This is a genomic window from Actinosynnema sp. CA-299493 (assembly GCF_050946825.1).
Lineage (GTDB): Bacteria > Actinomycetota > Actinomycetes > Mycobacteriales > Pseudonocardiaceae > Actinosynnema.
Genome location: NZ_CP191993.1, coordinates 6,693,689 through 6,710,049, shown reverse-complemented (window position 1 = coordinate 6,710,049; position 16,361 = coordinate 6,693,689). Strand labels below are relative to the sequence as shown.

18 protein-coding genes are annotated in these 16,361 nt (G+C 66.6%); 5 read left to right on the top strand and 13 right to left on the bottom strand.

Going from position 1 to position 16,361, the window contains the following annotated elements; all coding sequences use genetic code 11:
• Positions 1–169 precede the first annotated feature (169 nt).
• The 8 genes from ACQPYE_RS28015 to ACQPYE_RS27980 form a co-directional block, all read right to left on the bottom strand.
• Complete coding sequence (locus ACQPYE_RS28015; protein WP_498715608.1) at positions 170–973, bottom strand: tetratricopeptide repeat protein; 804 nt, start codon at positions 971–973, stop codon at positions 170–172.
• Positions 970–1,212, bottom strand: coding sequence for a transcriptional regulator (locus tag ACQPYE_RS28010; RefSeq protein ID WP_498715607.1), 243 nt, complete (start codon positions 1,210–1,212; stop codon positions 970–972). The genes ACQPYE_RS28015 and ACQPYE_RS28010 overlap by 4 nt, the downstream gene beginning before the upstream one ends.
• Before the next feature lie 75 nt (positions 1,213–1,287).
• Positions 1,288–2,139 carry a helix-turn-helix domain-containing protein gene (locus ACQPYE_RS28005; protein WP_498715606.1) on the bottom strand — a complete coding sequence of 284 codons (852 nt, stop codon included), beginning with the start codon at positions 2,137–2,139 and terminating at the stop codon, positions 1,288–1,290.
• Between the two features lie 222 nt (positions 2,140–2,361).
• Entirely contained in the window at positions 2,362–2,940 is a 579-nt protein-coding gene (locus tag ACQPYE_RS28000; RefSeq protein ID WP_498715604.1) for a Scr1 family TA system antitoxin-like transcriptional regulator, read from the bottom strand.
• A gap of 322 nt (positions 2,941–3,262) precedes the next feature.
• A complete protein-coding gene (locus tag ACQPYE_RS27995; protein ID WP_498715602.1) occupies positions 3,263–3,700 on the bottom strand; it encodes a hypothetical protein in 438 nt (145 codons plus the stop codon).
• Between the two features lie 176 nt (positions 3,701–3,876).
• A complete protein-coding gene (locus tag ACQPYE_RS27990; RefSeq protein ID WP_498715600.1) occupies positions 3,877–4,494 on the bottom strand; it encodes an AAA family ATPase in 618 nt (205 codons plus the stop codon).
• Entirely contained in the window at positions 4,491–5,117 is a 627-nt protein-coding gene (locus tag ACQPYE_RS27985) for a 3'-5' exonuclease (protein ID WP_498715599.1), read from the bottom strand. The genes ACQPYE_RS27990 and ACQPYE_RS27985 overlap by 4 nt, the downstream gene beginning before the upstream one ends.
• The gene (locus ACQPYE_RS27980; protein WP_498715598.1) at positions 5,114–6,292 is read right to left on the bottom strand and encodes a radical SAM protein; all 1,179 of its coding nucleotides are present in this window, start codon (positions 6,290–6,292) and stop codon (positions 5,114–5,116) included. Before ACQPYE_RS27980 ends, ACQPYE_RS27985 begins: the two co-directional genes overlap by 4 nt.
• Before the next feature lie 137 nt (positions 6,293–6,429).
• Here ACQPYE_RS27980 and ACQPYE_RS27975 point away from each other — a divergent pair, with 137 nt between their 5' ends.
• Both ACQPYE_RS27975 and ribD read left to right on the top strand, forming a co-directional pair.
• Entirely contained in the window at positions 6,430–7,701 is a 1,272-nt protein-coding gene (locus ACQPYE_RS27975; protein ID WP_498715597.1) for a helix-turn-helix transcriptional regulator, read from the top strand.
• Positions 7,698–8,618 (top strand): bifunctional diaminohydroxyphosphoribosylaminopyrimidine deaminase/5-amino-6-(5-phosphoribosylamino)uracil reductase RibD, encoded by a 921-nt coding sequence (gene ribD / locus ACQPYE_RS27970; RefSeq protein ID WP_498715596.1) that lies wholly within the window; start codon positions 7,698–7,700, stop codon positions 8,616–8,618. Before ACQPYE_RS27975 ends, ribD begins: the two co-directional genes overlap by 4 nt.
• Before the next feature lie 442 nt (positions 8,619–9,060).
• Here the strand turns inward: ribD and ACQPYE_RS27965 are convergent, their stop codons facing one another.
• The 4 genes from ACQPYE_RS27965 to ACQPYE_RS27950 form a co-directional block, all read right to left on the bottom strand.
• A complete protein-coding gene (locus ACQPYE_RS27965; protein WP_498715595.1) occupies positions 9,061–9,273 on the bottom strand; it encodes a KTSC domain-containing protein in 213 nt (70 codons plus the stop codon).
• Positions 9,274–9,584: 311 nt separating this feature from the next.
• Complete coding sequence (locus ACQPYE_RS27960) at positions 9,585–11,363, bottom strand: ATP-dependent nuclease (RefSeq protein ID WP_498715593.1); 1,779 nt, start codon at positions 11,361–11,363, stop codon at positions 9,585–9,587.
• Between the two features lie 367 nt (positions 11,364–11,730).
• Complete coding sequence (locus ACQPYE_RS27955) at positions 11,731–12,003, bottom strand: integrase core domain-containing protein (RefSeq protein ID WP_498715590.1); 273 nt, start codon at positions 12,001–12,003, stop codon at positions 11,731–11,733.
• 350 nt (positions 12,004–12,353) lie between these two features.
• Positions 12,354–12,482, bottom strand: coding sequence for a hypothetical protein (locus ACQPYE_RS27950; protein ID WP_498715587.1), 129 nt, complete (start codon positions 12,480–12,482; stop codon positions 12,354–12,356).
• Between the two features lie 547 nt (positions 12,483–13,029).
• On the opposite strand from ACQPYE_RS27950, the gene ACQPYE_RS27945 reads away from it, so the two are divergent.
• Positions 13,030–13,902, top strand: coding sequence for an IS5 family transposase (locus ACQPYE_RS27945; protein ID WP_498715586.1), 873 nt, complete (start codon positions 13,030–13,032; stop codon positions 13,900–13,902).
• On the opposite strand, the gene ACQPYE_RS27940 is transcribed toward ACQPYE_RS27945, so the two are convergent.
• Positions 13,886–14,263 (bottom strand): hypothetical protein, encoded by a 378-nt coding sequence (locus tag ACQPYE_RS27940; protein ID WP_498715584.1) that lies wholly within the window; start codon positions 14,261–14,263, stop codon positions 13,886–13,888. The genes ACQPYE_RS27945 and ACQPYE_RS27940 overlap by 17 nt on opposite strands.
• A 135-nt stretch (positions 14,264–14,398) precedes the next feature.
• On the opposite strand from ACQPYE_RS27940, the gene ACQPYE_RS27935 reads away from it, so the two are divergent.
• Positions 14,399–15,649 (top strand): helix-turn-helix transcriptional regulator, encoded by a 1,251-nt coding sequence (locus tag ACQPYE_RS27935; RefSeq protein WP_498715583.1) that lies wholly within the window; start codon positions 14,399–14,401, stop codon positions 15,647–15,649.
• The gene (locus ACQPYE_RS27930) at positions 15,642–16,190 is read left to right on the top strand and encodes an NUDIX hydrolase (protein ID WP_498715581.1); all 549 of its coding nucleotides are present in this window, start codon (positions 15,642–15,644) and stop codon (positions 16,188–16,190) included. Before ACQPYE_RS27935 ends, ACQPYE_RS27930 begins: the two co-directional genes overlap by 8 nt.
• Positions 16,191–16,361 lie beyond the last annotated feature (171 nt).

The following is a 16,361-nucleotide window of genomic DNA, read 5'->3' as shown; positions in this document are numbered from 1 at the left end:
AGCGCAAGGACGTCTTCGGGCGGGCAACGAGCCAGACAACCACGTGTGGGATGTAACGGTCGTTGATCACGATGGGGTCGGTGGCGAGGCGGGCAGGGTCTCGTCGGTGAGTTGGTGGTGGCCGTCGCCGGCGCAGGTGGGCCGGGGCAAATCTGCCCATCGCTTGAGGTCATGGACCCGGCCGGAGCGGGATCTCGGCGGTGTCGTCCGGCCGCGTGGCGAGGACTCGGATTTCTTGCGCCGTGGGATCATCGATGCCGATGGTCAGAGCGACGGCCCGGTTGAATGCGCGGTGCGCTGGAGCGTGTTTGCCGGACAGTCGGAGCACCTGTCCCAGCGCGGCGAGGCCATGGGCTTGTTCGGTGGTGGTGAGCGCGTGTCGGTGCTCCTTGTCGACCCGGGTGAGGTATTTGACGGCTGAGTCGTGTCGGCCTGCTTCGATCATGAGTTCGCCGAGGTGGAGCAGTGTGCGGGCCGTGCCGGTGTCGTGGTCGTGCAGTAGGTAGGTTTCCAGGGTTTCGTCGGCGCAGTCGATGACCTTGTGCAGGCGGTGTTGGGCGCGGTAGGTGTGGGCGAGGTCGTGTAGGGCGGCGGCGGCGTCGTCGGGGTTGTCATCGTGTAGGCGGTGGATGGACAGTTCGCGCATGCCTTGGCCAGCGGCGAGGTGGAGGAGGCCTCGGGTGCGCAGTGTTTGTGCGGCGTGGCGGAAGGCTGTGGCGAGCAGTAGGGAGGTGGGCAGGGTGGCGGCCAGTTCGGTGCCGAGGTCGCACAGTCTGTGGAGCCACGATTGGTCGAGGTCTGCGGGGACGGCGCGCCATGTGTCGGTCAGCAGCGCCACCGCTGCCTCGGGTTGTCCGATGGTCGCGTGCAGCGTTGTCAGTACGCGCGCGGGGTCGAACGGTGGGTGTGCGTCGGAGCCCAGGGAGGTCAGTTCGCGGCGTAGTTGTGCGACGGTGGGTCCGGGGTCGGTCATGCGGACCCGTCCGGGTCGGTGGTCGCCTCGAAGAGGTCTTCGAAGGACATCGGTGGGAGTGCGATGAGGGCGCCGGCGATGAACGCGGGGCCGGGTCGGAGGTCGCCTGACAGGACGCGTGTGACGGTGGAGCGGTTCAGGCCCATAGCTTTGGCGAGTTTGTAGTCGGAGCGGAAACCGGCCAGCCGTGCGGCTTTGGTGAAGACATCGATCCGTAGTGCGACGTAGTGGGTGCTCATCGGGTTCTTCCCTGCCGCCGGGATTCGGCGCTGTAGTGGCGGCGCGTGTGGAGCTGGGCGGCGTGGTGTGGTGGGTCAGGGTGTGTGGCTGTTGTAGGTGTCGGCCCAGCTTGCGAGGACGTCACGGGAGTCGGTGTCCGACAGGGCCAGCGAGTCGATGCGGCGCATTTTGGTCTCGTAGTGGGCGACGATGGTCGGGTCGTCGTGGAACACGGTCGTGGTGTCGGTCTCGATGTACGCCAGGGGGCGGGTCGGCGGGGTGAAGGTGAGCAGCGTGGCGGGGCAGGCGAGGGCCGGGTGGAACGGCGCGATCATCGGGATCAGGCGCACTGATATCCCTGTCGGTGCGTACATCGACGTCAGGTGCCGCAGTTGGTCTCGCATGACCACCCGATCTCCGACCAGTGACTGCACCGCGGCTTCGTGTATGTAGAGCACCGTGTCGGGGCGGGTGGTGCTGTGCAGGATTTCCTGCCTGATGGCCCGGTCTTGGACGAGGACGCGGTCGCCGGTCAGGGCGTGGGTGTAGTCCCCGGTTTGGACGAGGTCGGGGATGGTGAGTGGGTGGTAGGTGGTGATGGTGAGTGCGGCTTGTTCGTTCTGGCGCAGGGCGGTCAGGGTGTCGGGGGCGGTGCCGTGGTGGCGGAGGAAGCTGCCGGTGTCGAGTTCGGTGGCGATGGTGAGGATGCGGTCGCGGGCGGGTTTGTCCGCGCCCAGCCTGCCGGTCAGGACGGCGATCTCCCACGGGCTGGTTCCCCGGCTGCCGGTCTCCAGTTTGCTGAGCTTGCCCAATGACCATCCGAGCGCGTCGGCGGTGTCCGAGGCCGATTTCCTTGCCCGATGACGGATTCGGCGCAGTTCTTCGCCGAGTTCACGGCTACGAGCGGTGGTGTTCCTGGACGTGGTGGTCTGCTGGTCGGTCTCCATCGGTTTCTCCTGTGGCCTGAGGGTGGCAGTACGGTCGGGTGACCGTCGGGGGAGGGGGAAGAGGCCGGGCGGGCAAGCTGAGCTCCGTCAGTTCCGGCCATGCGATCGGGTTGTGTATCGCGGTGGCCATGGGCAGTCGCCATAGGGGTATCGCAGTTGGTCCCTGCGACCGTTTCGCCGCGTTGCCGCCGGACAGGGATTCCTCGAAGAGGGTCCGGTCAGTCACCGGTCGTCTGCGGCGAGGGCGATCTGGTCGAGTTGTTCGAAGAGCGTGTAGGCCGCCAGCAGGTGTTCTGGTTCTTCGGTGAAGTGTGCTGCGTGGGGGTAGGCGTACTGGACGATGGCCGGGCCGTCCGGAAGGGAGAAGCGGGTCGGTGGTTGTTGTTCGAGGCCGGGGAAGTAGCCCGCGCTGCGGGGGATCACGCGGACTGTGACGTCGGTGTGGTCGATGTGGGTGTGTTCCAGTACGTAGGCGGTGCAGCGGTCGGGGGCGAGTCGTTCGAAAGCCGGGTTGATGCCTGACGGGGCGAAGATGTCGATCCGTTCCGAGATGCGGCACAGAATGGTGATCACGCTGGTGGCGAAGGTGCCCCAGCGGCACCACAGCGTCGGGTCGGGCGCCGAGGCGTCGGTGATGCCTTCTTCCAGTCGTCGCACGGTGTCGGGGGAGTGGCCGCTGCATGCGGCGAGTTCGGTGATGGACAGGCCGGAGGCTTCGCGGGCCCGTCGCAGTTCGGTGCCGAGGACACGGCCTCGCAGGGTTGGCGTGGCTGGGTGCGGTCGGCCGTCGTTGCGGGTCATGTCCGTGTTCTCCGTGCGTTGGTGATGGAGGGGGGTGGCGCGGGTGGAAGCGGAAGGATCGACAAAAGCGAGGTGGGGCGGCAGGGGGTGCGGAACCTGCCGCCCCGGCGGCCGGCGTCGGTTCGGCGCTCTGCGCACGGCGGTCACGTGGGGGTGGCGTGATCGGGTGTGGGCGAGCGGCGTGCGGACCGGGCCGGTGGACCAGGAGGCGGAGTGGACGTCGGGTGGTCCGCTCCGCTGCGTACGGCAGCCGGCGGTGCGATACGCCGACGACGGCCGAGCGGTGACCCGGTGTGGATTGATGTCCTGCCCTGCCGCGGGGTCACGCCGCGAACCGGCGGGGCTTGGTGCGGAGTTGTTGTTCATTGTTCACCTCCGGGGCGTCAGGAGTCGGGGATACGGCGAGTCGCGTGCGGATTGCAGTCACGGTGGGCCGGGCGGAGAGGCGGACTCGTGCGCGGCTGTGGGGAAGCTCGGTGGGCATCGACGAAGTGACGGGTGTGACGAGCGTGTGGTCGGGCTGGGTGTCGTGACCGGCGAGCCGGTCGAATGCGAGTAGCGCCTGTCGGAGCGCGGCTCGCAGCCTTCCAACCTCAAGAGGTGTCAGGACCAGCTGATCGGCGTGGATGCCGTCGATCGAGATACCGGTGGCGGCCACGTGGATTTCCAGTCGTGCCCGTCGGCCGCTCCGGTTTCTGCAGCGGACTGTCCACGTGGCCGGATCGTGCTGCCAGCCCAGGCGGATGAGCAGGCGCAGCACGGCGTGTCCTTGCCGGTGGCGGGTCATGACTGGCTCCTCCCGATTGATCGCAACTGTTCCGGCGACCGTGCTTCGGATAGTTCAGGCAGCGCCCTGCTCGACGTGGTCGACTGGCCCGACCGTCGTCCCGGCAGTCCTGTGGTCGGCGCGGCCATCCATGGTGGAGTAAAGGATGGTCATGGCGTGTTGACTTCTGCTCCGGAGAGCCTGCCCATGATGAAGTCCAGGGCGTCGTCGAGTGCTCGGTCGTGGCCGTCGGAGGGAAGTAGGCGGTGTGGCAGGGCGAGGTCGTGCAGGACGGCTGCGACGTGGTGGTCGGCGAGTTGTCTGAAGGTCTGGTCGGGATCGCGGGGTTTGTTGTCGCCCAGGGGGATGTCGGGGTCGAGGGTGGTGCGGTAGAGCAGGTCGTAGGTGGTGCTGTGGTCGCGGACGATCGCTTCCAGGTGTGCCTGGATGCGGGGGTCTGGTTGTTCGTCGCGGTGGGCGAGGGCGGCGCGGTAGTAGCCGAGTGCGTCGGGGACGGCGCGGTCGACCAGGACGACGTCGGCGTGCAGCCAGGCTTCGAGTTCGTTGCTGATGCCTCTGGTGATGATCCACAGGGTGGAGGCCCAGGTGTGGTTGCGCAGGATCGGCAGCCCGACGCGCTGGGCCTGTTCCCCCAGGTCTGCGACCGTGGAGACCTGGACCTGCTCACGACGCAGTTCGTGGGCCAGTCGGGCGAGGAAGGCGCTCTTGCCGGTCGAGTGGGCGCCCAGCGCTCCGATCGCGACGGGCTTCTCCACTTCGCCGGTCACCACAGCCCGTCCTGCGCGTGGTCGGGCTGGAAGTCGGGGTGGGCGGCGGCGCGGACCAGGCCGTCCCAGTCCAGCGCGGACTGGTCGACGAGGGTGCGGAAGAGCAACCAGGCGCACCAGGTGTCGTAGCCGGCGCGGTGCGGACGCTGCCCGCTGACGCCGGTGGTGTCCAGACCGGCGTGCGCGACGAGTTTGTCGAGGCCGTAGCCGGGCAGGTCGGGCCAGACATGTTTGGCAAGTGTGAGGGTGTCGAGCACCAGGGGCGGCTGCCAGCTGGGCAGGTGCGCGCGGAGCACCCGGTACTCGGTGCTCGCGTTGTGCGCGACCAAGGTGCGGCCGGTCAGTGTCTGTTGGATGTCGTGGGAGACGCCGTGCCAGCGTGGTTTGCGTTCGACCTCGTCGTTGCCGATGCCGTGGATGCGGCGGGCGATCGGCGTGATGGGGGAGGAGGGGCGCACCAGCCAGCTGCGCAAGTCACGTCCGGCGACCGGTCCGTCGACGGGCAGCACGGCGATCTCCACGATTTGCGGCGGCTGTCCGCCGTTGCCCTCGATGTCGACCACCACCAGTGGGTGGCCGTCCAATACGGCGGGCAACGACGCGCCAGGTGGCGGGGTGGTCATGATGCCTCCACGGTGGTGGGCCAGCCGATGTCGGCGCGGCCGTGACGGTGCGGGTGGTGCGGCTTGGCCACGTCGTGGACCTGGAAGCCGAAGCTGTGCTGCATGAGGTAACGGGCCTGCTCGTCCAGGCCGTCCACGATCACGGCCCGGTCGGTGATCGCCACCAGCCTGCCGCCCAACTCCCGTGCCAGCGCGGCGGCCGCGTTCGGGTCCGGCGGAGCCCACCCGGTCGCGCACCGGCCGAGCTGCGCGACCGGGCAGATGTCGCACAGCTCGCGGATGCCGTAGTGGCCGTTGTAGTCGGCCATGCCGTGGGCGTAGGCGACCGCGCAGGAGGTCTTGCGGAACAACACCGCACCGTCGGTCCGGCGTGCTGCGGCGGTCAGGATGCGCTGCTCCAACCGTTCCGGGAACACCTTGCGCCGCGCCCCGGTCTCGTAGGGCTCGGGCAGGCCCTGCGCGCGGTAGTAGTCGCGGATCACGTCACGGTAGAACAGGCCGGTGAACACCGTCGCATGGGCGGAGCGGCCCAGGTCCAGGGCGTGGTCGAGGTGGACGTCGGTGTCGTTGAGGCCGGGCACGATCGGGCGCCAGTACAACACCACCCGATAGCGCTCCGCGTGTTCGAACGCCGTGCGCAACGACCGCGCGGCGATGGCCGAGTCCACCGGCTCGATCTGCGGATCATCGATACCCGAATGGGTGATCAACAGGGTCACCTTCAGGTTCCGCAACGCGTTGAGCGCGGCGCAGTCCTCCTGCTCCACCCGCCACCGGGTGATCACCAGCACGTGATTGGTCAACCCCCGCTCGTCCAGCAACCGCAACAACCGGAACAGGTGCGGCTTCACCGCGGGCAGCATCGGGTCCGTCGCGCGGTTGAGCAGCTGGACCGGCGTCACGTGCGGCTGGAAGAACCGGTGCCCGGTCAGCAACCCGACCGCCTCCTCCTCGCCCGTCAACGCCCGCGGCACCTTCATCCCGTAGTTGTCGAACAGGTGCCGTACGCAGTACCTACAGTCCAGCGGACACCCGATAATCCAGTTCAGGCTCAACCCCGACTTCCGGTACTCGACCACCTCCAACAACTCCGGCCGCAACCGCGCCCGCTCCACCGCGCCCAGCAGCCGAACACCCGACCTGCCGACCCGCTCGCCTCGACCCGTCCGTTCCATGGCCGCACCCGCTTCCCGTGATCACCCGGTTCACCCTGGGACTATTCGACCCGGACCAGCTACGATCACGGAACGGGGCAAAATGATTACTTAGAGCATTTGCCCTTCGTTTGCCCCCTGCCGCAGCGGAGGAGACCGTGAACGAAAACCGGGCATACGACGAGGCACATCCCGCCGCGGCGCTGCTGGCCGCCGAGATCAAGCGGCTCCGCAACGACGCCGAACTCAGTCAGCCGCAACTCGCTCAACGGATCGGCTACACCCGCCAGTACGTGTCACTCGCCGAACGCCCTGGCCACAATCTGCCCTCGCTGGAGATCGTGAAAGCCCTCGACGAGGCACTGGGGGCAAGAGGACGACTCCTCGCCCTCCGCGAACAGGCACATCGGGAACGGCAGGCCCGCCGGATCCGGCCGAACACAACCACCCCCGCGCCGACCCCGATCACCCACGGCGAATCAGCCGACACCGACCCGCTCAGTGGGGTCTCGTTGTTGAGCGGCCTGGCTTCGAGCGACATTCCGGGCTTGCTCAGCCACCTCCGGGAGCAGTGGCACCTCCTGGTGAAGACCGACAACCTCTTCGGTCCGCGATTCGCGCTCAGTTCGGTGCACGAGTACCTCAGACTCGTGATGAGCATCGCTCGCTCGGCCAGAGGCCTGGTCCGACGCGAGGTGGTGGCGTTGGCGGCGCAGTACGCCGAGTCCGCCGCATGGCTGCACGAGGACGCCGGCGAGACCCTGCTCGCCGAGCGGTGGACAGACCGGGCGATGGAATGGTCACACGAAGCGGACGACCGCCTCATGCTGGCGTGGACGTTGTTCCGTCGCAGCCAGCAGGCCACGACCAACCGCGACCCCGCCCGAGTGATCGGCATGGCGCACGCCGCCCACCGCGAAGGCTCGGCGCTCCCGTCCCCGATGCGCGCGGCCATCACCCAGCAGCAAGCTCATGGACACGCACTCGACGGCGATGTGCTCGCTGCTCAACGCACATTGGACGAAGCGCACGAATGGGCCGCATCGGACACGACAGGTGAGGCTCGTGGCGGGCACGGCTCCTTCTGCACCGCCAACTACCTCGAACTGCAGCGCGCCGGTTGTTGGCTGACCTTGGGGCATCCCCGCAAGGCCATCGAGCTCTACGACGTGGTCCTGCCGTCCCTGCCGGCGGTGTACCGGCGTGACAGGGGCATCGCCCTTGGCCGCTACGCGCTGGCATCAGCCGCCGTCGGAGAAGCGGAACAAGCCGCGCATCTCGCCGCCGAGGCGTTGGACATCGCGCGCGGCTCCGGATCCGCACGGACCGAGAACGAGCTGCGGGTCGTCGCCAACGCACTGACCCGCTACGACACGCTGCCATCGGTTGCCGCGTTCCGGGCCAAGGTGACGTTCAACGGTGCCCGGTGAGCGCGTCGGTGAACGAGGTCAGCGCGATGCAGCGTGCCATCGTCCTGTCCGCCTTCGGGCTCGGACGCACCAGCCCGAACCCGCCGGTCGGCTGCGTCATCCTCGACCGTGGCGGGCGAGTCGTCGGTGAGGGCTACCACGAACGCAAAGGCGAAGCACACGCCGAGGTCCACGCCCTCACCGCAGCAGGCGAACGCGCCCGCGGCGGCACCGCGGTGGTCACCCTTGAACCGTGCAATCACCACGGCCGGACACCACCGTGCCGCCAAGCACTCATCGACGCGGGCATCAGCCGAACTGTGATCGCGGTGATCGACCCGACCTCCCGAGAAGAAGGAGGCGCCGAGCGACTGCGAGCGGCAGGCGTCGACGTCGAAGTCGGCCTCCTGGCCGAATCCGCGCAACTGGTGCTCCGCCCGTGGCTGCACAGCCTGCAACTGGGACGGCCACACGTCACATGGCTCTACGAGATCGACACATCCGGTCGGATCATCGCGCCTAGCGATGTACTCGTCGCCCGGCACCGAGTCGAGTTCGACGCGGTCCTAGGCGACACCGGTCGACTCACTGAAGGCCTGCCGAACGGTCACGGAGACACCGCGTTCAGGTTGCCCGCCGCCGTCCCCGCCGACGATCCCGCAGCGCAGCTCGCACTATTGCACACAGGTGGAGCGCGATCAGTGTTGATCACGAGCCCTTTGACTGCAAGGCCGTTCCTTCGGGATGGTTTGATCGACTACGTGACGGCATATGCGCGCTCAGTAGGACCTTCCGCTTCGTCAGGGTCAGTGGAGGAAGCGGTGTTGTCGAAGTTTTCGATCGACCGGGTCAGCGTGTTTGGGCAATATATCCAAGTCGATGCGTCCGTCGCTCCGCCCAATAAACAGGTTTGGCATGGGCAGACACGTTCACCGTGAGCTGGCAGATCAGATTATTCGGCAATCGCTGCTTTGGGCTTCGGGTGGAGCCACGGTCAGCAGCTTCTGCGCGTAGTCGCGCCATTGCGGCGAACAGTGTACCCCAATCCCTCCGGGCCGATCAGTTCGGCAGGGCTGGGGCGTCCCGTGTCGGTCGCCAGGCCGTCGCGGCCGTTCCGCCGGTAGGCGCGCCGTCAGGCCGCCACCGAGCGCTTCGAGACCCCGAACACCTCCGCAGCCTGCCGATAGCCCTCGACCTTTTTGGGCTCCAACGCGGCCACCACCCGCAACCGCACATCTCAGGCTCCGCAGGCGACAACCGGTGCGCACCCTCGACCTCGATCACGACGGATCAACCTACCGAAAGATGATCACTTTTGGCTCAAATATCTGTCCTGGGGCAGCTCGGATGGAAGATGAATACCTTGAAAAGCAACAAAGCTCAGTTAACCCGAATGTATGAGTAACGATTTCGGATGTGACTCTGGAAGAACCGGCCGTGGCTGGAGGCGTTCAGAAATCCGAGGTGAACCGCATCGGAGACCGAAAGGTACTGATAGGTCCCGCCGTGGTGGAACTCGACTTCGAGGGTGAGGCTGGGTTCGCCGTAGCCGATGGAGGAGATGCTCGAGGACTGGACGACCTGGCGGTTCATTGGGACCTCGGGGTGTCACGCCGTCGACCTGCGGCTTCGGTCCGGTGCGGCGAAAATGTCGGTGGGAGGGGGTACAACTACGGCAGGACCGAGGAGGACCCATGGCGAGCGGTGACAGCAGCGCTGAGCCGGAGACCGGCAGCCCCAACGGGTGCAAGTGGTGCGGCGTGGAGGAACGGTCGCACTACCGGAGGTGGAAGCCGCCGATCGGGTGGCACTTCTGGGAAGCTCCGACCAGCGAGCAGCGCAAAGCCCGCATGCTCGCGCGACGCCGTCCTACGACGGAGCCGCGCGAGCACGAGAGTCGGTACTTACTCTGCGGCTAGCTCCCGGATTTCCTTGAAGACCTTGCGGAGTTGGTCGGGTACGTCATCCGGTGATCGCAATGAGAGGGCCAAGCCGTGCATCATGGCGGTCTTGCCGCCAGGGCCGGCTTCGCTGCCCTCTTGTAGCATCTGTTGCACCTTCGAACTAAACTTACTCGCGCGGTGTTCGGCGAAGTCGTCCGATGTCCAGGGTGTACCGCGTGGCCATCGTTCATTGGCTACCCTGGCCCACACTTCGTCCGGGAAGATCTCTTCCAGCTCGTTGTGACCGTCCGGTTCGCCGATGAAGGTGACGACCTCCTGCTTCCGCCGGCCGAACTTCATCTCCAGGCTGGTGTCCTGGAACATTCTGATGCGACGGCTGTCCGCGTCGACGACCAAGCGGACGAGTCTCTCGTGGTCCACGAGGTACTTCGCCAGGTGCAGAGCGCCTTCGTTGTTGTTGCACGCCCACAATGCGATGCCCGCAGCCTGGAGCGAGACGCCTTCGCTGAGGCTGAACAGGAGCGGGATCGCCTGCTGCTCGGTGTCTCCCTCGACGGCCATGAAGCAGCGCTCGTGCAGGAGCACGGAGTTGCGCAGTCCGACGCTCGCGGAGAGCTTGCCGAGAAAGCCGTCGATCTTCTCGTGCGTCTCGGTACCCAGTCGCTCGACGACCGTGTACCCGTCGGCCAGCTTGAGGTGCACCACGTCGGCGATGTCGACACCGTCGATGAGATTCATCGAATGGGTGGCGACGACGACGTTGACGTTCGGGATCGCACTCTGTTCGCGGATCAAACCCATGACCTTGCGCTGGTGCGCGTAGTCCAAGTGGGTGTCCGGCTCGTCGTAGACGATGATCGTCTGCAACGGCGACGGCGTGAGTTGGTCCAAGGAGACGGGATCGGGCTCACTGGCGTTCTGCTCGGCGAGCAGGTTGCTGGTCCACTCCCAGATGGCCAGCGCGACCCGACGTCCACTGCCGTCACCGGACCGCGTCATGTCGACCGGGCCGCCCGAGTTGCGCGTCATACGCAGTTGAGCGCTGCGGAAGCCATGGGTGAACGAGATCTCCGGCTCCACGGAGATCTCGGTGATGTCGGGGCAGCGGTACTTGATGTGGTCGCACAGCGACTTGGAGTCCGTGCGCAGGCGGTTCTTGACCTCGTCCTCGATGTCGGTCAGGCGCCCGCGCAAGTCGGGATCCTGCACATGGCTCTGGAACCGGGAAGTCAACGCCGACTTGACCGCCTCGTTGGCCCTGGCGACCTTGCCGTCGAAGGGCAGCAGGTGCGGGAGCCGGTCGACCACCTGCTGAGTGACGGGAATCCAATCCTCGCCCTCGCTGTGGATCCGACCGTACTTCTCCAACACCGCGAGATTGTCGGCCTTGCGGGTCGCAGCCTCCTCAGGAACCAGTTGCCGGGCCAGCTTGGCCAGCTCCGGGGCCTTGTACTGGGTGAGGTCACGCAGGCGCTCGTCGGTCGGCATCGGCATCCAGCACTCCCACCGTGCCGATTCGTCGTCCGCAGTGCGACGGATCCTGACCATCGAGGGGAGTCTGAACGTCTCCTGCTCCCACTCGTCGAGTTCGAAGAGCCCTTCGACGTCGGTGGCTCCGCAGCGGGTCCCCGGAGGTCCGGGAACGTAGGAACGATCCTCTTCGACAGCCTCGTAATCGCCGAGCAGGAACGAAAGGGACGCCAGCAGCGCGGTCTTGCCCCCATCGTTGTGGCCCGCGACGATCGTCGGCGAGCTGATCGGGATGTCCTCGACCTTCATGAGCGAACGGAACCCGTTCGCGGAGAAGCTCTTCAGGTGCACGACTGCGGATTGCTCCGTTCTGCCCACCGTGACGTCCCGACCACGTCGCTGGGCTGCTGTCCAAAGGAGGTCGACGGCAACTTGCTCGCCCCCATGGCCGAAGATGCTAGATCTTCTAGCGTCGGCTCATGCCATCAAGGGTGGTCGACACGCCGACCCTCTCACCATCTCGTACTCACTGCCCAACCCCAGACCGCAAAAATGCAGAAAAGGCAGGTCGTGTCTCCTTCGCTGCAGATGGCGGCTCGCTGTTGTCCTGGAACGGCGCCTTGACCCTGACCAGCCTGTGGGGTGCCGAAAGTCGGTCACATGGTCTGACCTGCGCTCATCCTGCTGTGGGTTTGTACTGGTTGATCAGGCCGCCGAGGATTGGTCGGCGACGTATCGAGGTGCGGCTCGGCTCTGTGATCGGCTGGTCTGGTCGCGGTGGTGTGAGTTGTAACGCCTGGTGTGGTCGGCGGTGGTTGTAGCGGTCCAGAAGCGCTCGCAGGTGGTGTTCGTTGATGACGATCAGGCGGTCGGTGACTTCGCGTCTGACGGTGCCGACGAACCTTTCGGCGTGGCCGTTGACTGCTCGGGCAGCGTGGTGGAACTTCACGCCCTTGATGTCGGTGTCGGAGAAGACAGCGTCGAACGAGGTGGTGAACTACCCGGCCCGGCCCGGCCCGGCCCGGCCCGGATCAGGAACCGGAAGTCGTCGGCTCGATCAGCCAGGTCCATTAGCAGGTTGCGGGCCTGTTGGGTGATCCAAGGGCCGTCGGGGTTTGTGGTGGCTCCGAGGATGTGCACGTAGTGGGTGGCCACGTCCATCACGAAGACACGTAGACGCACTTGAAGGGTGACGGCGCAGTCGACGTGGAAGAAGTCGCAGTCCAACATGCTCGCGGCCTGGGCGTGCGGGAACAGTCGCCAGGAGGCGTCGGTGTTGCGCTGGGGCGCGGGCGGTACTCACAGGCGCTTGAGCACGCGGCGTACGGTTGAGGCGGCTATCCGGTGGCCGAGCTTGAGTAGCTCGCCCTGGATCCGGCGGTAGCCCCAATGGGTGTTCTCCCGGGCCATCCGCTCGATCGAAGCCACGACACCGTCGTTGACCAATGGCCGCCGGGTTCGGTTCGGGTGGATCCAGTTCCTCGCGATCAAGCGCCGGTGCTGGCGTAGGAGGGTTCCCGGTGTCGCCAACCGGTGCTCGCGCACCTGTCAGGGAGTCGGTGAACCAGCGCGGCGAGCACAGCTCGATCGGCCCACTCCCACCGCGGGCGGGGATTGGCCCGGCGTAGCACGGCGACCTCGTGCCGCAGTACCAGCAGTTCGACGTCCTTGGCCGCGGAGGACCGAATGAGGAGGGTCTGCCGCAGGCAGCTCCGAGCCGGGTAGACCAGCCGCCGCACGCGCAGGTGCACGATGACCTGACGACCGTCGATCGGTATGTCCTTCACCGTCCGGCGTGATGCCCGTGCACCTTGCCGTCGCGGTCCCGCTCATCGGACACGGCACGGCCACATCTCAGTGTCCGTTTCCGAGCTTGGGCTGGTGAAGGGCCTTTGGTGCGGACACAAGGAACTCCTGGTAGATCGGACGGTGTCTATGCGCCGTTCCACCAGGAGTTCCGTTGTTATCGTGCCCGATGCCCGCGGGCGGGTCCACCGCGGGTGCCCCGTGCTGTCGTCTGTCCGCCTCCCACCAGCCCGCGCGACGGACGGCGCGGTATCCCACCGACGTCACCGACGCGCAGTGGGCCGAGCTGGACCCGTTGTTGCCGGATCCGGCGTGCCTGGCCGGTCGGGGCGGACGGTGGGAGAAGCACTGCCGCCGGATGATCGTGGACGCGATCCTGTACGTGGTCGACAACGGCATCAAGTGGCGGGCACTTCCCGTCGACTTCCCGCCCTGGCAGACGGTCTACAAGCGCTTCGCCGCCTGGGAGAAGGCCGGTGCGTCGCAGCGGTTGCTCGACGCGTTGCGTGACCGCGTCCGCCTGGCGGAGGGCCGGGAGGCGGCACCCTCGGCGGCGGTGGTCGACTCGCAGTCGGTGCGCGCCGCCGCCACCGTGGGCCGGGCCACGCGTGGCTGGGACGGAGGGAAGAAGGTCGCCGGCCGCAAGCGGCACATCGTCGTGGACACCCTGGGCTTGCTGTTGGCCGTGTTGGTGACGCCCGCCTCGACGCAGGACCGGGTCGCCGCCCGCAGCCTGCTGCGCCGGATGCGCGACACCGCCGGCGGGCGGGTCCGTCTGGTGTGGGCCGACGGCGCCTACACCGGCCCTCTGATCGACTGGGCACGAAAGACACTTCGTCTGGTGATCGAGATCGTCCAACGCCCGCAAGTGCCGTACTTCACCGTGCTGCCCAGAAGGTGGGTGGTGGAGCGGACGTTGGCGTGGATCACCGGGCACCGCCGCTGCGTCCGCGACTACGAACGACTACCCCACCACCACGAGGCCATGGTCCGCTGGTCCATGATCCACATCACCACCCGCCGACTCACCAGACCCCGGTAGCTCGGAAACAGCTACTCAAGCGCGGGTGCGGCTTCACCACGGGCAGCATCGGGTCCGTCGCCCGGTTGAGCAGCTGGACCGGCGTGACGTGCGGCTGGAAGAACCGGTGCCCGGTCAGCAACCCGACCGCCTCCTCCTCGCCCGTCAACGCCCGCGGCACCTTCATCCCGTAGTTGTCGAACAGGTGCCGTACGCAGTACCCACAGTCCAGCGGACACCCGATAATCCAGTTCAGGCTCAACCCCGACTTCCGGTACTCGACCACCTCCAACAACTCCGGCCGCAACCGCGCCCGCTCCACCGCACCCAGCAGCCGAACACCCGACCTGCCGACCCGCTCGCCCCGACCCGCCCGTTCCATGGCCGCACCTGCCTCCCCTGATCACCCGAACCACCCTGGGGCCATTCGACCCGGACCAGCTACGATTGCGGAACGGGCAAATCGATTATTGAGAGACTTGCCCCCTATTTTCCCTCCTGTCGCAGCGGAGCCATCATGACCAACCACCGCTCGCCCGACTCCGACATCACCGCAGCAGCTCGACTCGCCCAGGAAATCAAAGAGCGCCGCGAACAAGCCGGTCTCAGTCAACCTCAACTGGCCAAGCTCATCGGCTACACCCGCCAGTACGTCTCACTTGCCGAGCGCGCCGGGCACAATCTGCCGTCGATTGAAGTCGTCAAGGCCATCGACAACGCGCTCGACGCAAACGGTCAACTTCTTGCCCTCCGAGAACAGGCCAAAGCGGAACAGCAAGCACAGCGCAGAGGTAAACGATGGATCGAGCCCGTCGTTAGCCCGTCGGATGGGTCGGATATCAACCCGTGGGTGCTCGTGGACACGCTGACGCGATCCGATATCAGCGGTACAGCACTGGATCACATGGAACGGGCGGCCTCCCTGTACGCACAGCGATACCCTGCGATTCCGCCGAACGCGCTTTGGCCGTCCGTGTCCGGCCAGATCGCCCGGATCAACGACGTGCTGTCCCGCCCGCAGCCGCAACGCGTGCGTCGTCGTGTCGCGTCATTGTTGGGTGTGCTGACCGGTATCGCCGGGAACTTGTGCCTGGACCGCAATCGTCAGGACGAAGCTGTCGGGTACTTCGACGTGGCCGAGTTGGCCGCCCTGGAGGCAGAGTCGCCCGACCTCGCCACCTGGGTCTTCGCGGTCCGTTCGCTTGGCCCGTTCTTCAGCGGGGACTACCGCTTGGCGGTCGAGTCGCTGGAACGCGCCTATCTGGAAAGTGCGTCGTCGAGCCCACGACGCCGTGCCTGGGTGAGTGCACTCCTGGCGCGAGCTCATGCCGCGATGGGTGACACCCGAGCCAGTCTCCGAGCACTCGACGCGGCCCGCCGCCACGTGGAGGCGATCAACGACCCGCCTCAGGGCACTGACTTCTTCGACGGTGCGCGCCTGGACGGCATCGCGGGCAGCACCTACCTTCTACTGCGTCAGACCCGGCCCGCCACGTCGTTGCTGCGCGCAGCGCTTGGTCGGCGGGCAGCCGACGATGTCAAAGGACGGGCACTGCTCGGCTTGGACTTGGCCGAGTGTCATCTCCACGACGACGAGCCTGTGGAGGCGGCACGGTTGGCCATCACCGCACTGGATTGGGCGGATGACGCCATGGTGGAACCGATCCTGACCCGTGCGTACGCCATTCGAGGCCAGATGGTTCGCTCAGTCGGCCTGGCTGGCACGCGAAGCCTGGACGCCAGGCTGAAGGAGGTAGCGCGTGGCTGACGATCCGACACAGTGGACAGTCCGAGGCACCCGCAGGGTCTACGCCTCCGAGTGGGTCAACGTCGACCTCGACGACGTCGACATCCCGGACGGGCCACGCTTCGAACACCACGTCCTACGCTTCCCCCGCGCCTCGACAGGCGCCGTCGTCACCGACCGGGACCGCGTTCTGCTCCTGTGGCGACATCGCTTCACCACGGACACCTGGGGCTGGGAAATCCCCGCCGGGTGGTCCGAGCAGGGCGAGGATCCCGCCCAAGCCGTTGCTCGCGAGGTTCGTGAGGAAACCGGCTACGAACCCCATGACGTCACACTCATGGTCACCTACAGCCCAATGACCGGCATCAGCAGCCAGAGGTACTACGTGTACCTGGCGCGATCCGCAACGCTGGTCGGCGGTCACGAAGTCGCCGAAGCCAGTCGCGTTGAATGGATCCCGGTGTCCGACCTGCGCAGACTCATTAAAACCGGACAGATCACCGACGGCCCCTCACTGACCGCGTTGGCCGTCTACCTCGCTACCACAGGACCGCACGAATGAATCCAGACCAACGCTGATCGCGGCGAGGAAGACGAAAGCGAGGAGGCGAGCACTTGGCTGTTCCTCGCCCACAAGTTCGACTCCTTGCGGAGAACGGCCACGGATCAGGCCGACTTGGGTAGCACGTTCTGCGTCCCGAACACGGCTGTTACAGGGTCGAGCCGCCCTGAG